This is a genomic window from Sinobaca qinghaiensis, assembly GCF_003610495.1.
Lineage (GTDB): Bacteria > Bacillota > Bacilli > Bacillales > Marinococcaceae > Sinobaca > Sinobaca qinghaiensis.
The window spans coordinates 190204-207137 of sequence record NZ_RAPK01000006.1 but is presented as its reverse complement, the minus strand read 5'-3'; the positions used below and the strand labels follow the sequence as shown (position 1 = coordinate 207137).

Sequence of the window (16934 nt, the reverse complement as noted above, 5' to 3'; positions counted from 1 at the left end):
TGCAGATATGAAATATGTCATTATTGGCGGCGATGCGGCGGGAATGAGCGCAGCAATGCAGCTCGTCCGGAATACAAAACAGGCCGACATTACGACCCTCGAACGGGGAACCATTTATTCGTATGCCCAGTGCGGCCTTCCATACATAGCCGGGGGAGTGGTCTCAAAAACGGAGGACCTGATTGCAAGAAAAGTGGAGACATTCCGCAGTAAATACGGAATTGACGCCCGCACGCTGCATCACGTTACAAAGGTGGATGCCAAACAGAAGACCGTTTCCGGGACGGATTTGTCCAGCGGAGATCCATTTACCGTTTCCTACGATAAGCTTCTTGTTGCTTCCGGCGGAAGTCCGACTGTTCCGGAATGGTCCGGTACGGACAAAGAAGGAGTCCATACCGTCAAAACAATTCCAGACATCGAAAAAATTGTTAAAGAGCTGCCTTCGGTGCAGGAAACGGTTATTGTCGGCGGCGGATATATTGGATTGGAAATGGCGGAAAACCTGATCAGGAACGGTCAGAATGTCCGTATGATTCAACGGGGAAGCCACCTGGCATCCATGTTTGATCCGGATATGGGCGACATGATCATAGATGAAGCAACAAAGCATGGAGTGACGCTCCACCTGGAGGAAAACGTTACTTCCATTAATGGAGAAAGCCGCGTCTCCTCTATTTCTACGGAAAGCGGTACCTATCCGGCGGACCTGGTTATCATCGCAACCGGCCTGTCGCCGAATACTGATTTTCTGCAGGGTTCCGGTGTTGAACTATTTGATAACGGCGCCGTGATCGTTAATAAAAAAATGGAAACGAACATAGACAGCATTTATGCAGCAGGAGACTGCGCCGTTCAATTCCACCGTATGAAAGAAAAAAATGACTATATTCCCCTCGGAACACATGCCAATAAACAGGGACGCCTCGCCGGACTTAATATGGGAGGCACTTCAAAAGAATTCAAAGGAATCAACGGCACATCCATCCTGCAGTTCTTTGATTTAACACTGGCCCGGACAGGTCTGTCTGAGGCAGAAGCACGGGAGGAAAATATACCGTGTGTGTCAACGGTCAGTAAATCCTCCCACATCGCAGGATATTTCCCGGGTCATAAAGAGCTGACCATTAAACTTTTACATCAAAAAGAATCCAGAAAGCTTATCGGGGCACAGGTTATCGGTGAAGCAGGCGCCGATAAGCGGATTGACGTCCTCGCAACCGCTATGTACTACGGCGCCACTATTGATGAGCTGGAAGATCTCGACCTCTCCTATGCCCCTCCCTATAACGGAGTCTGGGATCCTATCCAGCAGACAGCACGCCGGGCAAAATCCTAAGTTTTAACTCCCGGCTTCTATTTTGTTACGAAAAAGCCCCTTTCCAAGGAAAGAGGCTTTTTTCATTATATAATTTCTACTCGGCGGCAGATGCTTCCATAATAGCTTTAAGCCGGTCCGGCCTGCCGGGAACATCGTGGCAGTGACGGCAGCGCGGCTCATATGATTCATCCGCTCCTACTAATATAATTGCATCTTCATAGTGCGCCGGTTTTCCATCAATCAGGCGCTGCGTTCTCGAAGCCGGAGAGCTGCATCTGGGACAGACGGCCTGCAGTTTAGTCACGTCTTCTGCGAGCGCCATTAGTTCCTGGATGGCTCCAAAAGGCTCGCCCCGGAAATCCTGGTCCAGACCGGCCACCACTACTTGAATTCCTTTATTGGCCAGCTCTTCTGTCACTGCTACGATATGCGGATCGAAAAACTGCACTTCATCCACCGCTACCATATGCGCATCTTCTTCTACTTCATTTAAAATATCGAGGGAATGAACGACAGACTTAGACCATACCTTCGATCCGTTATGCGACACTACTTCTTCCTCGCTGAACCGGTTATCTAAAGCCGGCTTAAATACAACAACGTTTAAGCTGCCATAAGACGCCCTTCTAATCCGGCGGATCAATTCCTCTGACTTTCCGGAGAACATGCTTCCGCAGATCAGTTCGACCCAGCCTTCTTTTCTCATAATATGCATTTTGCCACTCCTTATGCTTCATCCGCTTCATGCAGCTTGGCGTTTATTCTATGTAAAAGTATACTATATTTCTGCATATATTCGGAGGTTCCCTTTCGTAAAAAAACGGAAATCCGCACCCTGCCTGCGGCTTTATTTTCACTGCCGCCGGGCACGCCGGGCTTTGCAGCTGTCTTTTCTGCCAAATAAAAAAACAGGCAAGCGGCGTTCCCTTGCCTGTTTCCTATTCGTCTTACATGTTGTATTTCTTTTTAAATTTATCGATACGTCCGCCGGCATCAGCAAGCTTCTGCTTACCAGTGTAGAACGGATGAGAATCGGAACTGATTTCTACTTTCAATAGTGGGTAAGTGTTGCCATCTTCCCATTCTACTGTTTCAGAAGAACCCTTTGTAGAACCGCTCAAGAACTTAAATCCTGTGCTCGTATCCATGAATACTACCTTTTGGTAATTTGGATGAATTTCCTGTTTCATTAATTTCACTCCCTTTGCCCTAATTCTATTCGAATCAGAATTTGTAATCACACATAACGAGATTATAACAAGTCCAGCTCATTTTTTCAATGTAAAATTGAAATACTTTTTATCTTCTTGCAGGAGCAGGCCGAGCTTTTGTCTTCGCTTTGTCCTTTTCCATTTCTTCAAAAAACTCGTCGTTCGTCTTTGTCTGCTTCATTCTGCGGATGAAATGGTCTACAAAATCCGGCGAATCATTCATCGTTTTACGGATCGCCCACAGGTTTTCGAGCTGTTCTTTGGATGTAAGCAGCTCTTCTTTTCTTGTACTCGAGCGGCGGATATCGATAGCCGGGAAAATTCTCCGCTCTGCCAGCTTACGATCGAGGTGAAGCTCCATGTTTCCTGTGCCCTTAAATTCTTCGTAGATCACATCATCCATGCGGGATCCCGTTTCCACCAGAGCCGTGGCAAGTATCGTCAGGCTTCCGCCTTCTTCAATATTTCTAGCTGCACCAAAGAAGCGTTTCGGACGGTGAAAGGCAGCCGGGTCAATACCGCCGGATAACGTTCTTCCGCTTGGCGGAATTACAAGGTTATACGCTCTTGCCAGACGCGTAATGCTGTCCATCAGGATAATAACGTCTTTTTTATGTTCAACCAGTCTCATGGCGCGTTCGAGCACCAGCTCGGTTACTTTAATATGATTTTCCGGCACTTCATCAAACGTAGAGCTCGCAATGTCGCCTTTAACCGAACGCTCAATATCGGTTACTTCCTCCGGGCGTTCATCAATCAACAGCACAATCAGTTCCGCTTCGGGATGATTTTCCGTGATACTGTTGGCTATTTCTTTAAGCAGCGATGTTTTTCCTGCTTTAGGAGGCGCTACAATCAGTCCTCTCTGGCCAAATCCTACCGGAGTAATCAAATCGATAATTCTCGAGGAGATTCGGCCGGGAGCGTTTTCCATATTCATGCGCCGGTCCGGATAAAGAGCTGTCAGAGCAGGGAAATGAGGACGTTCTTTTGAACTTTCCGGATTTTCGCCGTTGACGGCTTCGACCTGAAGCAGGCCGTGGTATCTCTCGGAATCTTTAGGCGGCCTTACCTTTCCGGATACTTTGTCTCCATTTCTAAGCTCAAACCGGCGGATCTGCGAAGCAGAAATGTAGATGTCTTCTGAACTCGGAAGGAAGTTAATCGGACGTAGAAACCCATACCCTTCCGTCGTAATAATTTCCAGTACTCCTTCCATAAACATAAGGCCGTCTTTTTCGGCACGTCCTTTTAAAATCGCAAAAATAAGCTCTCTTTTAGTCAGCTTGCTGTAATAAGAAACATTGTATTCTTTCGCTAAACGATACAGCTCTTTGAGCGTCATATTTTCCAACCCTGCTAAATTGATACTACTCAACTACGGTCACCACTTTTCTTCCATATGCCTTGCATTCAGGGCATACAGCTATAATTGTATTTTTTATGTTTATTACTGTTTGTTTTGCTTGAGAAATTGTGTAAGCAGCCGGAGATAAAAGATCTGCCCTGAAGGTGGAGGCAGCGGCTGTTCATTGACGAGAGTCTGGGAAGGAGCGGATTGCGTTCCGCTTTGCTTGCTCAAGGATTCTTATTTATTGTAACGGGGATGCCCCCCGCATGCAATCATAAATCGTTACTTTTCGTTTGAACCTTCTTCTCTGTAAACAAGAAGATAGAAAAAGAGCAGGATGCCAAACCCTCCTGCTCCGTGTATTCATTTTAGCGGAACACAAAATCCGGTTTTTTCTTTACATTGTGGCTGCCGTCCACAAAGCGGACAGTGCCTGATTTGGCACGCATAACCAATGACTGGGTCGTCGCCTTCTGCCCTGTGTAACGCACGCCTTTCAACAGCTCTCCGTCCGTAACGCCTGTTGCTGCAAATATTGCATCATCGCCTGCTACAAGGTCATTCATATAAAATACTTTATTTACGTCTTCAATGCCCATTTTTCTGCAGCGTTCAAGCTCCGTATTATCCTGCGGCAGCAGAATACCCTGATGCTCCCCGCCCAGACACTTAAGGCCGACCGCTGCGATAACACCCTCCGGAGCACCACCGGAACCAAGCAGAATGTCTACACCCGTTTCATCAAAAGCTGTATTAATAGCAGCTGCCACATCTCCATCCGGAATGAGCTTGATGCGCGCTCCTGTATCACGGACTTCCTGGATCAGACGGGAATGGCGGTCACGGTCAAGCATGGTAACCACCACGTCTTCCACATCTTTGCCTTTTGCTTTTGCTACCGCTTTCAAATTATCGATAACCGGAGCTTTAATATCAACCATTCCTACCGACTCAGGGCCTACAGCTAATTTTTCCATATACATATCCGGAGCATGGAGAAGTTTTTCATGATCGGCAATGGCCAGAACAGCAATTGCGTTCCATACACCACTTGCTACGATGTTCGTCCCTTCCAGCGGATCCACCGCAACATCAACACGGGGGCCGAATCCAGTTCCGAGCTTCTCACCGATATAGAGCATCGGCGCTTCGTCCATTTCCCCTTCGCCGATCACTACGGTGCCTTTCATTGGAATCGTATCGAACACATCGCGCATCGCGCTTGTGGCTGCCTCATCTGCTTCTTCTTTTTTGCCTCTGCCCATCCAGCGGGCTGAAGATAATGCAGCAGCTTCGGTCACTCGTACCAGTTCCATTGATAGACTTCTTTCCATGATAGTGTCCTCCTATAAGTGGATTGGATGTATATGCGGGCACCTATATAAAAAGAAAACAGAAGCTGCCCTGCTCTGATCGCATGGGCAGCTCTGTTATAAGCTTTATTAGCTTCGGTTGTTCCAATCTGCAAGGAACTGTTCGATTCCTTTATCTGTAAGAGGATGCTTAACAAGCTGTCCGATTACTTTTGATGGAAGCGTAGCAATGTGCGCTCCTCTTCTTGCAGCTTCTGACACGTGGATCGGATGTCTGATGGAAGCCGCAATAATTTCTGTTGGAATGCCGTGAACGGTAAAGATATCGGAAATCTCATCAATCAGGTGAAGGCCGTCCTGCCCAATATCGTCCAGTCGTCCGAGGAACGGTGATACATATGTCGCTCCGGCTCTGGCTGCCAATAGAGCCTGCACGCCTGAGAAAACAAGCGTAACGTTTGTTTTAATGCCTTTATCGGAGAAAGCTTTAACCGCTTTCAAACCTTCCAGCGTCATTGGTACTTTTACCGTAATGTTAGGTGCGATTTTAGAAAGCTCCAAACCTTCTTCAATCATGCCTTCAGCATCAAGAGCTACTACTTCTGCGCTCACTGACCCATCTACCAGGCTTGTGATTTCTTTGAGCCTGCTGTGAAAATCAACGCCTTCTTTTGCAACAAGCGATGGATTTGTTGTAACCCCTGCTAGTATACCAAGATCATTGGCTTCTTTTATTTGGTCTAAATTTGCTGTATCGATAAAAAATTTCATAAAATGACTCCTCCATTCGATTGATAATTCTAATAATACAGATATAATAGCGCTATCATAATTCTGAATAAAAGAATCTCTTTAAAAATAATACCTGTATTTGGTAAAAAAGAAAAGAGCCAACAGTAAAAGACGCCATACAATATGCTGATGTCTTTTTACATGTCAGCTCTTCTTTGAAATGTTTAATTATGCTTTATTAGAAGAACCAAATTCCTGCATTTTACCTTTTACAGTTGTCTTGATTGCATCGCGTGCAGGTCCAAGATATTTACGCGGGTCATACTGTTCCGGCTGTGCTGCAAGAGTGTCACGTACTGCCTGTGCAGAAGTGATCTGGCTCTCTGTGTTTACGTTCACTTTAGCGTGACCGAAACGGATTGCTTTTTTCACGTCGTCTGTTGGAATACCAGTACCGCCGTGAAGAACAAGCGGAATGCCGCCGATCATCTGGTTGATTTCTTCCATACGGTCAAAGCCAAGGTTCGGCTCGCCTTTGTAAGGGCCGTGTACAGATCCAAGAGCAGCTGCAAGGCAGTCTACGCCGGTCTGTTCTACAAGCTCTTTACATTCAGAAGGAATAGCATAAGCGGCTTCTGCATCGTCAACGATCAAGTCGTCTTCCTGGCCGCCGACGCGTCCAAGTTCGGCTTCAACAGATACGCCTACAGCGTGTGCTACGTCTACAACGCGCTTTGTAATAGAAATGTTTTCTTCAAGCGGGTGATGGGAGCCGTCAATCATTACAGACGTAAAGCCTGCTTTAATTGCCTGTACGCAGCTCTCAAAGCTGGAACCATGGTCCAGGTGAATAGCTACAGGAACAGTTACATTATAAGCTTTAATGTAAGCTTTTACCATATCTACAACAAACTCAAATCCTCCCATATAACGGGCGGCACCTTCGGATACACCACAGATTACCGGAGATTTCTCCTCTTCTGCAGCCTGAAGGATGGCTTGTGTGAATTCCATATTATTTAAGTTAAATTGACCTACAGCATAATTCTCTGCTTTTGCTGTTTCCAGCATTTCTTTCATTGATACTAAAGGCATGTTGGTCCTCCCTCTTCCATTGAACAATATTTCCAGCAGAACAGTATTTCTTCAAAATGAAATCGTGAAATAAGCTGTTCTGTTGGTTTCTGTTTGTATTATAGCATATCATAATAAAAATTCATCTGCCCGCCTTAAATGAGAACGGTTACTTATTGAAAAAAGATAAAAACCGCTCGTTTATTAAGATTCCAGATGAAGTTTTACCTTCTCTCGAATCGTGGAAATGTCAAAAGGTTTGGCAAAATGATCCGTAATACCGAGCTCTTTTGCCTCTGTCATCATCTGCTCTTCGCCAAACGCCGTCATTAAAATAATTTTAATATCTGACTGCATTTCACGATTTTTCATTTCTCTCATGATCTCCAGACCGCTCATGCCCGGTATCCGCATATCAAGAAGCATAAGATCCGGCTTTTCCTGCTGCACGAGCTCAAGTGCCCCTTCTCCGTTAGCTGATTGAAAGATCTCGAATCCATCTTTTTTGAGCACTTCTTTAAGAAGAACTCTTATACCGTATTGATCATCTACAATTAGAATTTTTTTCATTTGAACAAACTCCTAACCTGGTGCCTATACATATCTTTTCACGCCCAGCCGCTTCATTAAACGTACCGCTTTTCATTTCGTCCTGCATCCTGCACAATAGAAATCTGACTGTATTGAAAAAGGAGAGATACGATGAAGATATTTGCCACCCAGCTGCAGGGGATCTTTCAGTCGATTGCGTCTAAACAGGAAGAAGCATTTGAAGATGCCTCCCGGCTGCTTTTGCAGGCGGTTTCGGGTACAGGTACGCTTTACATAGCTGCCGCGCCATCGCTCAAAGGTACAGCTGTTTCCCTATGCAGCCATCCTGATGCACCGGAAGGCCTCGTTTTTACGGAAGACATTCCATCCGGGATGCAGGAAGCGGACCGTCTGCTTCTGCTCACTGACCAGGATAGCAGCATGCTGTCCCGGCAGGGGGCAGCCGGCCGTGCTTCAGCTTCTTCTGTTATTATCGGACCTGCCTCTGCTCAGGAGAATACAGAACTTGAAGCACTTGATGTATGGCTCGCCACCTTTGTTCGCGGCGGGATTGTTCCGACAGACACCGGTGAAAAACAAGGGGATCCCGCTTCTCTTGCCGCCCTTTTTACCGGTCAGCTTTTGTTTTTATACATGCAGGAAATGCTTGAGGAATTATCATCCTAAAAAAAGGAGCCTCCCTAAGGGGACAGCTCCTTTTTTGCATCTATTATTATTTTTCGAGAGAGGCTTTAATAAAGTCTCTGAACAATGGCTGGGGACGTGTAGGTCTTGATACAAATTCCGGATGGAACTGAGAAGCCACAAAGTAAGGATGATCGGCCAGCTCAATAATTTCCACCAGGCGTCCGTCAGGACTTGTACCGCTGAAAATAAATCCTGCGGATTCCAGCTGTTCCCGGTAGGAGTTACTGAATTCATAACGGTGGCGGTGTCTTTCATACACCACTTCTTCTCCGTATGCTTCCTTTGCCTTCGTGCCTTCTTTTAACTTGCAGGGATACAGGCCAAGACGAAGGGTTCCGCCAAGATCTTCGACATCTTTCTGCTCCGGCAGCAGATCAATAACCGGATCTTTTGCATGGGGATGCAGTTCCGCAGAACCTGCTTCCGGCAGGCCTGCTACGTTGCGGGCAAATTCAACAGAAGCGAGCTGCATGCCAAGGCAGATACCAAAGAATGGCACGTTGTTTTCACGGGCATGCTGAATAGCAAAGATTTTTCCATCAATGCCGCGGTCTCCAAATCCGCCCGGTACAAGAATACCGTCTACTCCGGAAAGAGTCTCTGCAGCATTTTCGCTTGTAATGTTCTCTGAATTAATCCAGCTGATTTTCACGTCGGCATCAAATGCATATCCGGCGTGCTTTAATGATTCTGCTACAGAAAGATACGCATCCGGCAGCGCTACATATTTACCAACAAGCGCAATATTCACAGTGCCGGAAAGGTTACGTACACGGTTAACCAGTTCTTTCCATTCCGTCATGTCTGCTTCTTTTGCGTCTAAATGCAGATAGTCGCATACAATCTGGTCAAGATTCTGTTTCTGAAGCTCAAGCGGCACTTTATAAAGCGTGTCCGCATCCTGACATTCAATAACAGCATTTTTATTTATATCGCAGAAAAGCGCAATCTTTTCTTTCATTTCCTGCGGCACCGGTTTTTCAGTACGCACGACAATAATATTCGGCTGAATGCCCAGACTTCTCAGCTCTTTCACACTATGCTGGGTCGGCTTGGACTTCATTTCTCCCGCAGCAGAAAGATAGGGGATCAGCGTACAGTGAAGATACAGCACGTTTTCCACGCCAACGTCGCTTTTAATCTGGCGGATTGCTTCGAGGAAAGGCAGGCTTTCAATATCACCAACCGTACCTCCGATTTCTGTAATGACTACATCCGCTCCGGTTTCACGGCTTGCTCTATAGACCCGTTCTTTTATTTCATTTGTTACATGAGGGATAACCTGAACTGTTCCGCCCAGATAGTCTCCACGGCGTTCTTTGCGGATAACAGAAGAATATATTTTTCCGGTGGTGACGTTACTGTTCTGACTTAGGTTAATATCAATAAAACGCTCGTAGTGTCCAAGATCCAGATCCGTCTCTGCGCCGTCATCAGTTACGAATACCTCTCCGTGCTGATACGGGCTCATCGTACCGGGATCCACGTTAATATACGGGTCAAATTTTTGGATTGTTACACTCAGTCCCCGGTTTTTCAACAGTCTTCCTAATGATGCTGCCGTAATCCCTTTTCCAAGCGAAGATACAACGCCGCCTGTTACAAAAATATATTTACTCGCCATCCCTCAATCTACTCCTTTTTATGTTAACTTCTTTCTATAAATGATTTCATGCTGTGCCGGTAAGGGGGCATGAAAACAAAAAAAAAGCAAAAGCGACACCTCACCCTCGGGAGGGGCGCCCTTTTGCTTGTTCGTCATTAACGTCAACGTTATGCATGAATTGATTCGTTCTCGTAAAGCCCAAAAATGATTTTACCTAGCCTTTGAATAAAAGTCAAGGAGGTAACTCCTGAATCCTATTCTTCGATTTCGTCCGGCACTTTTGGTTTCTTTACGTTCCCAAATCCGTCTAAGTTGTCTTCGTCTTCGTCAGCGTCTTCCTTCTCGGAGTAATCGTCCAAATCATCTTTGATGTCTTCAAGATCATCATCGGACTCTACATCCTCTTCCAGTTCAAAATCATCATCTGCAGGCTTCTTCGGTTTCACGGTATCACTAAGCTCTTCATCACTCTGGTCAAGAGAATACCATTCTCTAAGGCCCCAGTGGTTTTCGCCTAAATGAATAAAACGGCCATCTAAATTAAAAGCTGTAAACAGCTTTGTTCTGCGGCGGCTTGTTTCTTCGTGGTTCAAACCTTTCAGATCGACGATGCGATTGAATAACTGCTGGTAATCATATGGCTTTTTTTCCTCGTTCAATAATACAAAAGCCAACTCAATAGCGGACATTTCGACGATTTGTTCTTCCGTAAAATCGCGGATGCTCACTGGCCGCACATCCTTTCAGAAAGTATTCTTGCTGCCGGGTCAGATTCTTTATAATTCCATCTGCACCGTTAAAATCATACTTTCCATTATAAACATATTTCCTTTTAATTTACCAGCTGTTTGATAAGGAATCTTAAAAATTACATATTTCGACGGTATTGGCCGCCTACTTCATACAATGCATGGGTGATCTGGCCAAGACTTGCCGTGCGGACTGTTTCCATAAGTTCTGCAAACACATTGCCTCCGGACACAGCCGTCTCCTGAAGCCGCCTCAGCGCCTCCGGGGCTGTCGCTTCGTGCTTCTGCTGAAATGCGCGGAGAGCGGCTATCTGGCTGTCTTTTTCTTCCTTATCTGCGCGCGCCAGCTCCATATCAAACACGGTTTCCTCTTTTTCAGGGGCCAGATACGTATTGACCCCGATGATCGGCAGCTCGCCTGTATGCTTTTTCATTTCATAATACATGGATTCTTCCTGGATTTTCCCGCGCTGATACTGGGTTTCCATGGCGCCTAGTACACCGCCCCTGTCGTCAATTCGGCTCATTTCCTGGAGCACCGCTTCTTCTACCAGCTCTGTTAATTCTTCCAAAATGAAAGAACCCTGGGTCGAATTTTCGTTTTTGGCCAGACCGAGTTCTTTTGTAATTATCATCTGAATCGCCATGGCCCGGCGGACCGAACTTTCTGTCGGCGTGGTTACTGCTTCGTCATAGGCATTCGTATGAAGCGAATTGCAGTTGTCATAGATAGCGAGAAGTGCCTGAAGCGTCGTGCGGATATCGTTAAAGTCCACTTCCTGAGCATGCAGGGAACGGCCTGATGTCTGCACATGGTACTTCAGCTTCTGGCTTCTTTCATTGCCGCCGTACTTTTCTTTCATGACGACAGCCCAGATTCTGCGGGCGACCCTTCCGATAACGGCATACTCTGCATCGAGCCCGTTGCTGAAAAAGAAGGAGAGATTCGCCGCAAATTCATCTATATCCATGCCGCGGCTCAAATAATATTCTACATAGGTAAACGCATTGGAGAGTGTAAACGCGACCTGGCTGATCGGATTGGCTCCGGCTTCCGCGATATGATAGCCCGAAATCGATACAGAATAGTAGTTACGCACTTTATTATCAATAAAGTACTGCTGAATATCCCCCATCATCCGCAGGGCAAATTCCGTTGAAAAAATACACGTGTTCTGGCCCTGGTCTTCTTTTAAAATATCGGCCTGAACCGTTCCGCGCACTGTCGCAAGCGTTTCTGCCCTGATCTGCTGTTTCTCTTCATCCGAAGCCGGCCGTCCTTCTTTTTCTGCAAACAACTCTATCTGCTGGTCTACGGCGGTATTCATGAACATAGCCAGAATAATAGGTGCCGGACCGTTAATCGTCATAGACACAGAGGTGGACGGCGAAATCAGGTCAAATCCTTCATAGAGTTTCTTCATGTCTTCAAGCGTACAGATGCTCACTCCGCTTTCTCCGACTTTTCCGTAAATGTCCGGACGCTCGTCCGGGTCTTCTCCATATAAAGTAACGGAATCAAACGCAGTGCTCAGCCTTTTCGCTTCATCGTCCTGGGACAGATAATGAAATCTCCGGTTCGTCCGCGCAGGCGTGCCTTCGCCGGCGAACTGCCGTTTCGGGTCCTCGCCTTTGCGTTTAAATGGAAATACTCCGGCCGTAAACGGAAAGGAGCCAGGAATGTTTTCAAGCATCTGCCATTCTGCGATCGCTCCCCAATCTTTGAAACGGGGAAGCGCGACACGTTTTACTTTTAAACCGGAGAGCGTTTCTACATTTAGTTCTGTCACGATTTCTTTCTCCCGGACTTTTGAAGTGAACGTATCTCCATCGTAAGCTGTTTTTAAATCTTCCCAGCCGTCAAGAAGCCTTTTCACTTCCGGATCAAGCTGCTTTTCTATCTGCCCTTTTATCTCTTCAAGCTCCTGCACCGTGTTGCCGTTCTTCTCGAGAAGACGCAGCGTACCGTCAATCTGAAACAGCTTTCTCGCGGTTTCTGCCTGCTCGGCCGCATGCTGTTTATAGCCCCTTACCGTCTGCACAATTTCCCGGAGATACGGGGTACGGTCTGCAGGGATAATCATATCTTTTTTGCCGGTTTCCCGGTCTGTATCAATCGTTGTATGCCAGTCGACGCCGCACTTTTTTTCAATAGACTGAACGATTTCGGAAAAAAGAATATTCGTTCCGGGATCATTAAACTGGCTCGCTATCGTTCCGTAGACAGGCATTTCTTCTGTCCGTCGGTCGAACCACTCCCGGCTGCGCTGATACTGTTTCCTAACGTCCCGGAGCGCGTCTTCCGAGCCTTTGCGGTCAAATTTATTAATAGAGATCACGTCAGCAAAATCAATCATATCTATTTTTTCCAGCTGGGACGGCGCACCGAATTCACTCGTCATAACGTAAAGCGATACATCGGCGATTTCGGCGATTTCAGCATCCCCCTGGCCGATACCGCTTGTTTCGACAATAATCAGGTCAAATTCTGCCGCTTTGGCCACCTGAATGGCATCCCGGAGGCTGCTCGACGTTTCTGTTTTAGAACTTCTGGTAGCAAGGCTTCTCATGAAAACCCTCGGATGATGAATGGCATTCATCCGGATCCGGTCCCCAAGCAGGGCGCCGCCTGTTTTCTGCTTGGTCGGATCTATAGACAAAATGGCGATGGATTTATCGGTAAATTCCCGCAGGAACCGGCGCACGAGTTCATCAGTTAATGAACTTTTCCCGGCGCCCCCTGTTCCTGTAATACCAAGCACCGGATATGTTCCTTCAGTGTGCTGTATAGACAGCAGTGCTTCTTTCCAGGGTCCTGTACGAAGGTTCTCATTTTCAGCCACCGTCATAAAACGAGCGACGGCCTGGTCATTTTTTTCTTTAATATCGCTGAGCGAAAATACCTGATTCGACGCTGCCGGAAAATCACATTCTTCGAGCATTTGGCTGATCATGCCGCGCAGGCCGAAGGTTCTTCCATCATCCGGAGAAAAAATATGAGCGATTCCATATTCGTGAAGCTCTTTAATTTCAGGAGGGTTAATCACTCCTCCTCCTCCGCCGTAAATACGGATATGGCCGGCTCCTTTTTCCTGAAGAAGGTCGTAGCAGTATTTAAAGTATTCCATGTGTCCGCCCTGATAAGAAGAAATCGCAATACCCTGAACATCTTCCTGTATGGAGGCGTTTACAATTTCTTCAACAGAACGGTTATGCCCTAAATGAATCACTTCTGCCCCCCCTGCCTGAAGAAGGCGCCTCATAATATTAATCGAGGCGTCATGTCCATCAAACAGGCTGGAAGCAGTCACAAACCGTACCGGATTTTTTAATGTATGCATCTCCTGTACTGCCATGCTGCATTCCTCCGTTTCTAAACTACTTTGCTTCCACTGTCAGGCTGGAAAGCAGCAGTTTGCTTTGCACAGCCGTATATTCCGATAAGGTGCAGGCTTTCTGCACGGTCCAGCGCCGGAATGTCCACATCTGTCCGGCCACCATAATATTGTTGGCCAGTATTTCCATTTCTGTCGGATCAAGAGGCGCGATGCTGCCCTGTTCCGATGCTTCACGAACAGCGCTTTCTACGAGTGCTGTCATTTCTGCTTCTTTTTTTAACACATAAGACAACGATTCTTTTGGAAGAGATTTGGCTTCCTGGTACATGATGAGCACTTCATCCTGCATTTCGTCCATCACTTTAAAAAGTGAAGCAATAACCTGCCTGAGCCGGTCCATCCCTGCTTCATTTTTTGCAAGGTGGGCATCCAGACGGGTCCTTACTTCTTCATATATCGAATCGCAGACCAGGTAGAGAACATCTTCTTTAGAGCCGATGTATTCATACAGCGTACCGATGCTGAAGCCGGCTTCCTTTGCCATTTCCCTCGTCGTTGTGCGATGAAAGCCTTTTTCCTTAAAAAGCTTGACCGCTCCTTTGATCAGCTGTTCTCTTCTTATTTGTATGAGCTGCTCGTCTTTTACCATGGAAGGCACTTTTTTCTTCTGCATGCTTCTCCTCCTGTATTTATCAGTCGCTGAGCAGCATTTTACCAATGACGAGACGCTGGACTTCATTTGTCCCTTCGTAAATCTGGGTGATTTTAGCATCTCTCATGTACCGCTCGACTGGATAATCTTTCGTGTATCCGTAGCCTCCGAATACCTGAACTGCTTCTATCGTAACATCCATCGCCGAATCACCTGCAAACAGCTTCGACATCGCCGATTCTTTTCCATACGAAATTCCTTCGCTTTCGTTCCAGGCTGCCTGGTAGGTAAGCAGGCGGGAGGCCTCTACTTTAACTGCCATATCCGCGAGCTTAAATGAAATACCCTGCATGCTGGCAATCGGCTTTCCGAACTGCTTTCGTTCTTTCGCGTAGTCAACCGCGGCATCCAGTGCGCCCTGCGCTATTCCCACCGCCTGGGCGGCAATGCCGTTGCGTCCGCCGTCAAGCGTTTTCATCGCAATGGCAAACCCCTGGCCTTCGCTTCCAAGCAGGTTTTCTTCGGGCACGCGGCAGTCTTCAAATATAATTTCGGTAGTGGGAGAGGAGCGGATGCCGAGCTTTTTTTCTTTCTTTCCGACTGAAAAACCGGGAAAGTTTTTTTCTACGATAAATGCGCTCACGCCTTTATGCTTGAGAGCCGGATCCGTTACCGCAAAAACAATATAAACATCTGCTTCGCCTCCGTTTGTGATAAATATTTTGGAGCCGTTCAGGACATACTCCCCGTTTTCTTTTCTGGCTGTTGTTTTCATCGCGGCAGCATCGGAACCGGAACCGGGCTCTGTGAGGCCGTAGGCTCCCATCATGTCACCGGCAGCCATCGCTGTTAAATATTTCTGTTTTTGTTCCTCTGTTCCATAAGTATAAACCGGCCAGCCTGCTAAGGAAAGGTGCGCTGATAAAGTCACTCCCGTTGAGGCACAGACTCTGGAAAGCTCCTCTACGGCAATCACGTAGCTTACGTAGTCGCCCCCTATACCTCCGTATTCTTCCGGCCACGGTATACCGGTAAGTCCGAGCTCTGCCATCTTGTTAAAAATGCTGCGGTCAAACCGCTCTTCTTCGTCCCGTTCTTCCGCGGTCGGTGCTACTTCTTTTTTGGCAAAATCGCGCACCATTTTTCTGATCATCTGCTGCTCTTCTGTGAGTCCAAAGTCCATTTTTCTCTCTCCTTTTTATGCCATCAGGCTTTTCCCAATTACAATCCGCTGTATCTCGCTTGTTCCTTCATAAATCTCGCACACTTTTGCATCACGGAAAAAGCGTTCCACCGGATATTCTTTCGTATAGCCGTAGCCGCCGAATACCTGAACCGCTTCAACTGACACGTCCATTGCCGTTTTTGAGGTGAACAGCTTCGTCATCGAGGTCGACTGCGCGGTCGCTTTTCCTTTTTCATAGGCATCGGCTGCCTGATACACGAGAAGCCGGGCCGCTTCCACTTTTGTAGCCATATCAGCCAGTTTAAAGCTGATGCCCTGCATCGAACCGATCGGCTTTCCGAACTGTCTGCGTTCTTTGGCGTAGGCGACAGACGCTTCGAGAGCCGCTTCCGCTATGCCCAGCGACTGTGCGGCAATGCCTATCCGCCCTGCATAAAGGTTTGATAAGGCAATCGAAAACCCTTCGCCTTCTTTGCCGAGAAGGTTTTCAACAGGCACTTCACAATGATCCAGGATAATTTCGCAGGTGTTGGATCCGTGCATACCCATTTTCCGTTCTTTTTTCCCTACAGAAAAGCCCGGAAAGTTTTTTTCGACAATAAATGCACTGATTCCCTTTGCCCCGGTGCCGGGCGAGGTAGATGCGAACACAATATAGGTGTCCGCGGCTCCCGCATTGGTAATGAACACTTTGGAACCGTTCAGCACGTACCGGCCGTCTTTCTTTTCTGCTGTTGTTTTTAAACTGGACGCGTCACTTCCAGAGCCTGCTTCTGTTAGAGCAAATGCTCCAAGATACTCTCCCGATGCAAGCTTGGGTAGGTAATGTGCTTTCTGTTCGTCTGTCCCAAAATGGACGATCGGCGTCGTGCCCACAGAGGTGTGAACCGATAAAATTACGCCAAGTGCCGCACTTTTTTTGGATATTTCATGAATTGCCAGAATGTAGGAGGGGAAGTCCATTCCGGCCCCTCCCCATTTTTCAGCGATCGGGATCCCCATAAAGCCCAGTCCGGCCATTTTCTGCACCAGTTCGGCCGGAAAGCGGTCTTCTTCTTCCATACGTGCTACTTCAGGAGCTACTTCCTTTTCAGCGAACTGTCTGGCTGTTTTCCGCATCATCTGCTGTTCGTCCGTCCATCGGAGATTCATTTTTCCGCCC

Annotated in this window: 15 protein-coding genes; 2 read left to right on the top strand and 13 right to left on the bottom strand. The window is 47.1% G+C overall.

The window, feature by feature from the left end:
- The first annotated feature begins 7 nt into the window (after positions 1–7).
- Positions 8–1339, top strand: coding sequence for an FAD-dependent oxidoreductase (locus tag ATL39_RS01395; protein WP_120191497.1), 1332 nt, complete (start codon positions 8–10; stop codon positions 1337–1339).
- A 76-nt stretch (positions 1340–1415) separates the two neighbouring features.
- Here the strand turns inward: ATL39_RS01395 and ATL39_RS01390 are convergent, their stop codons facing one another.
- From ATL39_RS01390 to ATL39_RS01360, 7 genes are all read right to left on the bottom strand, one after another.
- Positions 1416–2036, bottom strand: a complete 621-nt coding sequence (locus ATL39_RS01390; protein ID WP_120191496.1) for a thymidine kinase — start codon at positions 2034–2036, stop codon at positions 1416–1418.
- A 232-nt stretch (positions 2037–2268) separates the two neighbouring features.
- Positions 2269–2511: a type B 50S ribosomal protein L31 gene (locus ATL39_RS01385; RefSeq protein WP_120191495.1), complete on the bottom strand. Its 243-nt coding sequence runs from the start codon at positions 2509–2511 to the stop codon at positions 2269–2271.
- Between the two features lie 109 nt (positions 2512–2620).
- Positions 2621–3910 carry a transcription termination factor Rho gene (gene rho / locus ATL39_RS01380; protein ID WP_120191494.1) on the bottom strand — a complete coding sequence of 430 codons (1290 nt, stop codon included), beginning with the start codon at positions 3908–3910 and terminating at the stop codon, positions 2621–2623.
- Between the two features lie 341 nt (positions 3911–4251).
- Positions 4252–5217, bottom strand: a complete 966-nt coding sequence (gene glpX, locus ATL39_RS01375) for a class II fructose-bisphosphatase (protein WP_120191493.1) — start codon at positions 5215–5217, stop codon at positions 4252–4254.
- Positions 5218–5325: 108 nt separating this feature from the next.
- On the bottom strand, positions 5326–5967 hold the full coding sequence (gene fsa / locus ATL39_RS01370; protein WP_120191492.1) for a fructose-6-phosphate aldolase: 642 nt from the start codon (positions 5965–5967) through the stop codon (positions 5326–5328).
- A gap of 189 nt (positions 5968–6156) precedes the next feature.
- Complete coding sequence (gene fba / locus ATL39_RS01365) at positions 6157–7023, bottom strand: class II fructose-1,6-bisphosphate aldolase (protein ID WP_120191491.1); 867 nt, start codon at positions 7021–7023, stop codon at positions 6157–6159.
- A gap of 183 nt (positions 7024–7206) precedes the next feature.
- Positions 7207–7572, bottom strand: a complete 366-nt coding sequence (locus tag ATL39_RS01360) for a response regulator (RefSeq protein WP_120191490.1) — start codon at positions 7570–7572, stop codon at positions 7207–7209.
- Positions 7573–7704: 132 nt separating this feature from the next.
- On the opposite strand from ATL39_RS01360, the gene ATL39_RS01355 reads away from it, so the two are divergent.
- A complete protein-coding gene (locus ATL39_RS01355; protein WP_120191489.1) occupies positions 7705–8220 on the top strand; it encodes a DUF2529 family protein in 516 nt (171 codons plus the stop codon).
- Between the two features lie 46 nt (positions 8221–8266).
- Here ATL39_RS01355 and ATL39_RS01350 read toward each other — a convergent pair whose 3' ends face one another.
- From ATL39_RS01350 to ATL39_RS01325, 6 genes are all read right to left on the bottom strand, one after another.
- Positions 8267–9865, bottom strand: a complete 1599-nt coding sequence (locus tag ATL39_RS01350) for a CTP synthase (protein ID WP_120191488.1) — start codon at positions 9863–9865, stop codon at positions 8267–8269.
- A 236-nt stretch (positions 9866–10101) separates the two neighbouring features.
- Positions 10102–10575, bottom strand: coding sequence for a DNA-directed RNA polymerase subunit delta (gene rpoE, locus ATL39_RS01345; protein WP_120191487.1), 474 nt, complete (start codon positions 10573–10575; stop codon positions 10102–10104).
- Between the two features lie 140 nt (positions 10576–10715).
- Positions 10716–13952, bottom strand: coding sequence for a fused isobutyryl-CoA mutase/GTPase IcmF (gene icmF / locus ATL39_RS01340; RefSeq protein ID WP_120191486.1), 3237 nt, complete (start codon positions 13950–13952; stop codon positions 10716–10718).
- 22 nt (positions 13953–13974) lie between these two features.
- Positions 13975–14607: a TetR/AcrR family transcriptional regulator gene (locus ATL39_RS01335; RefSeq protein WP_120191485.1), complete on the bottom strand. Its 633-nt coding sequence runs from the start codon at positions 14605–14607 to the stop codon at positions 13975–13977.
- Positions 14608–14626: 19 nt separating this feature from the next.
- On the bottom strand, positions 14627–15769 hold the full coding sequence (locus ATL39_RS01330) for an acyl-CoA dehydrogenase (protein WP_120191484.1): 1143 nt from the start codon (positions 15767–15769) through the stop codon (positions 14627–14629).
- Between the two features lie 15 nt (positions 15770–15784).
- Complete coding sequence (locus ATL39_RS01325; protein ID WP_120191483.1) at positions 15785–16924, bottom strand: acyl-CoA dehydrogenase; 1140 nt, start codon at positions 16922–16924, stop codon at positions 15785–15787.
- Positions 16925–16934 lie beyond the last annotated feature (10 nt).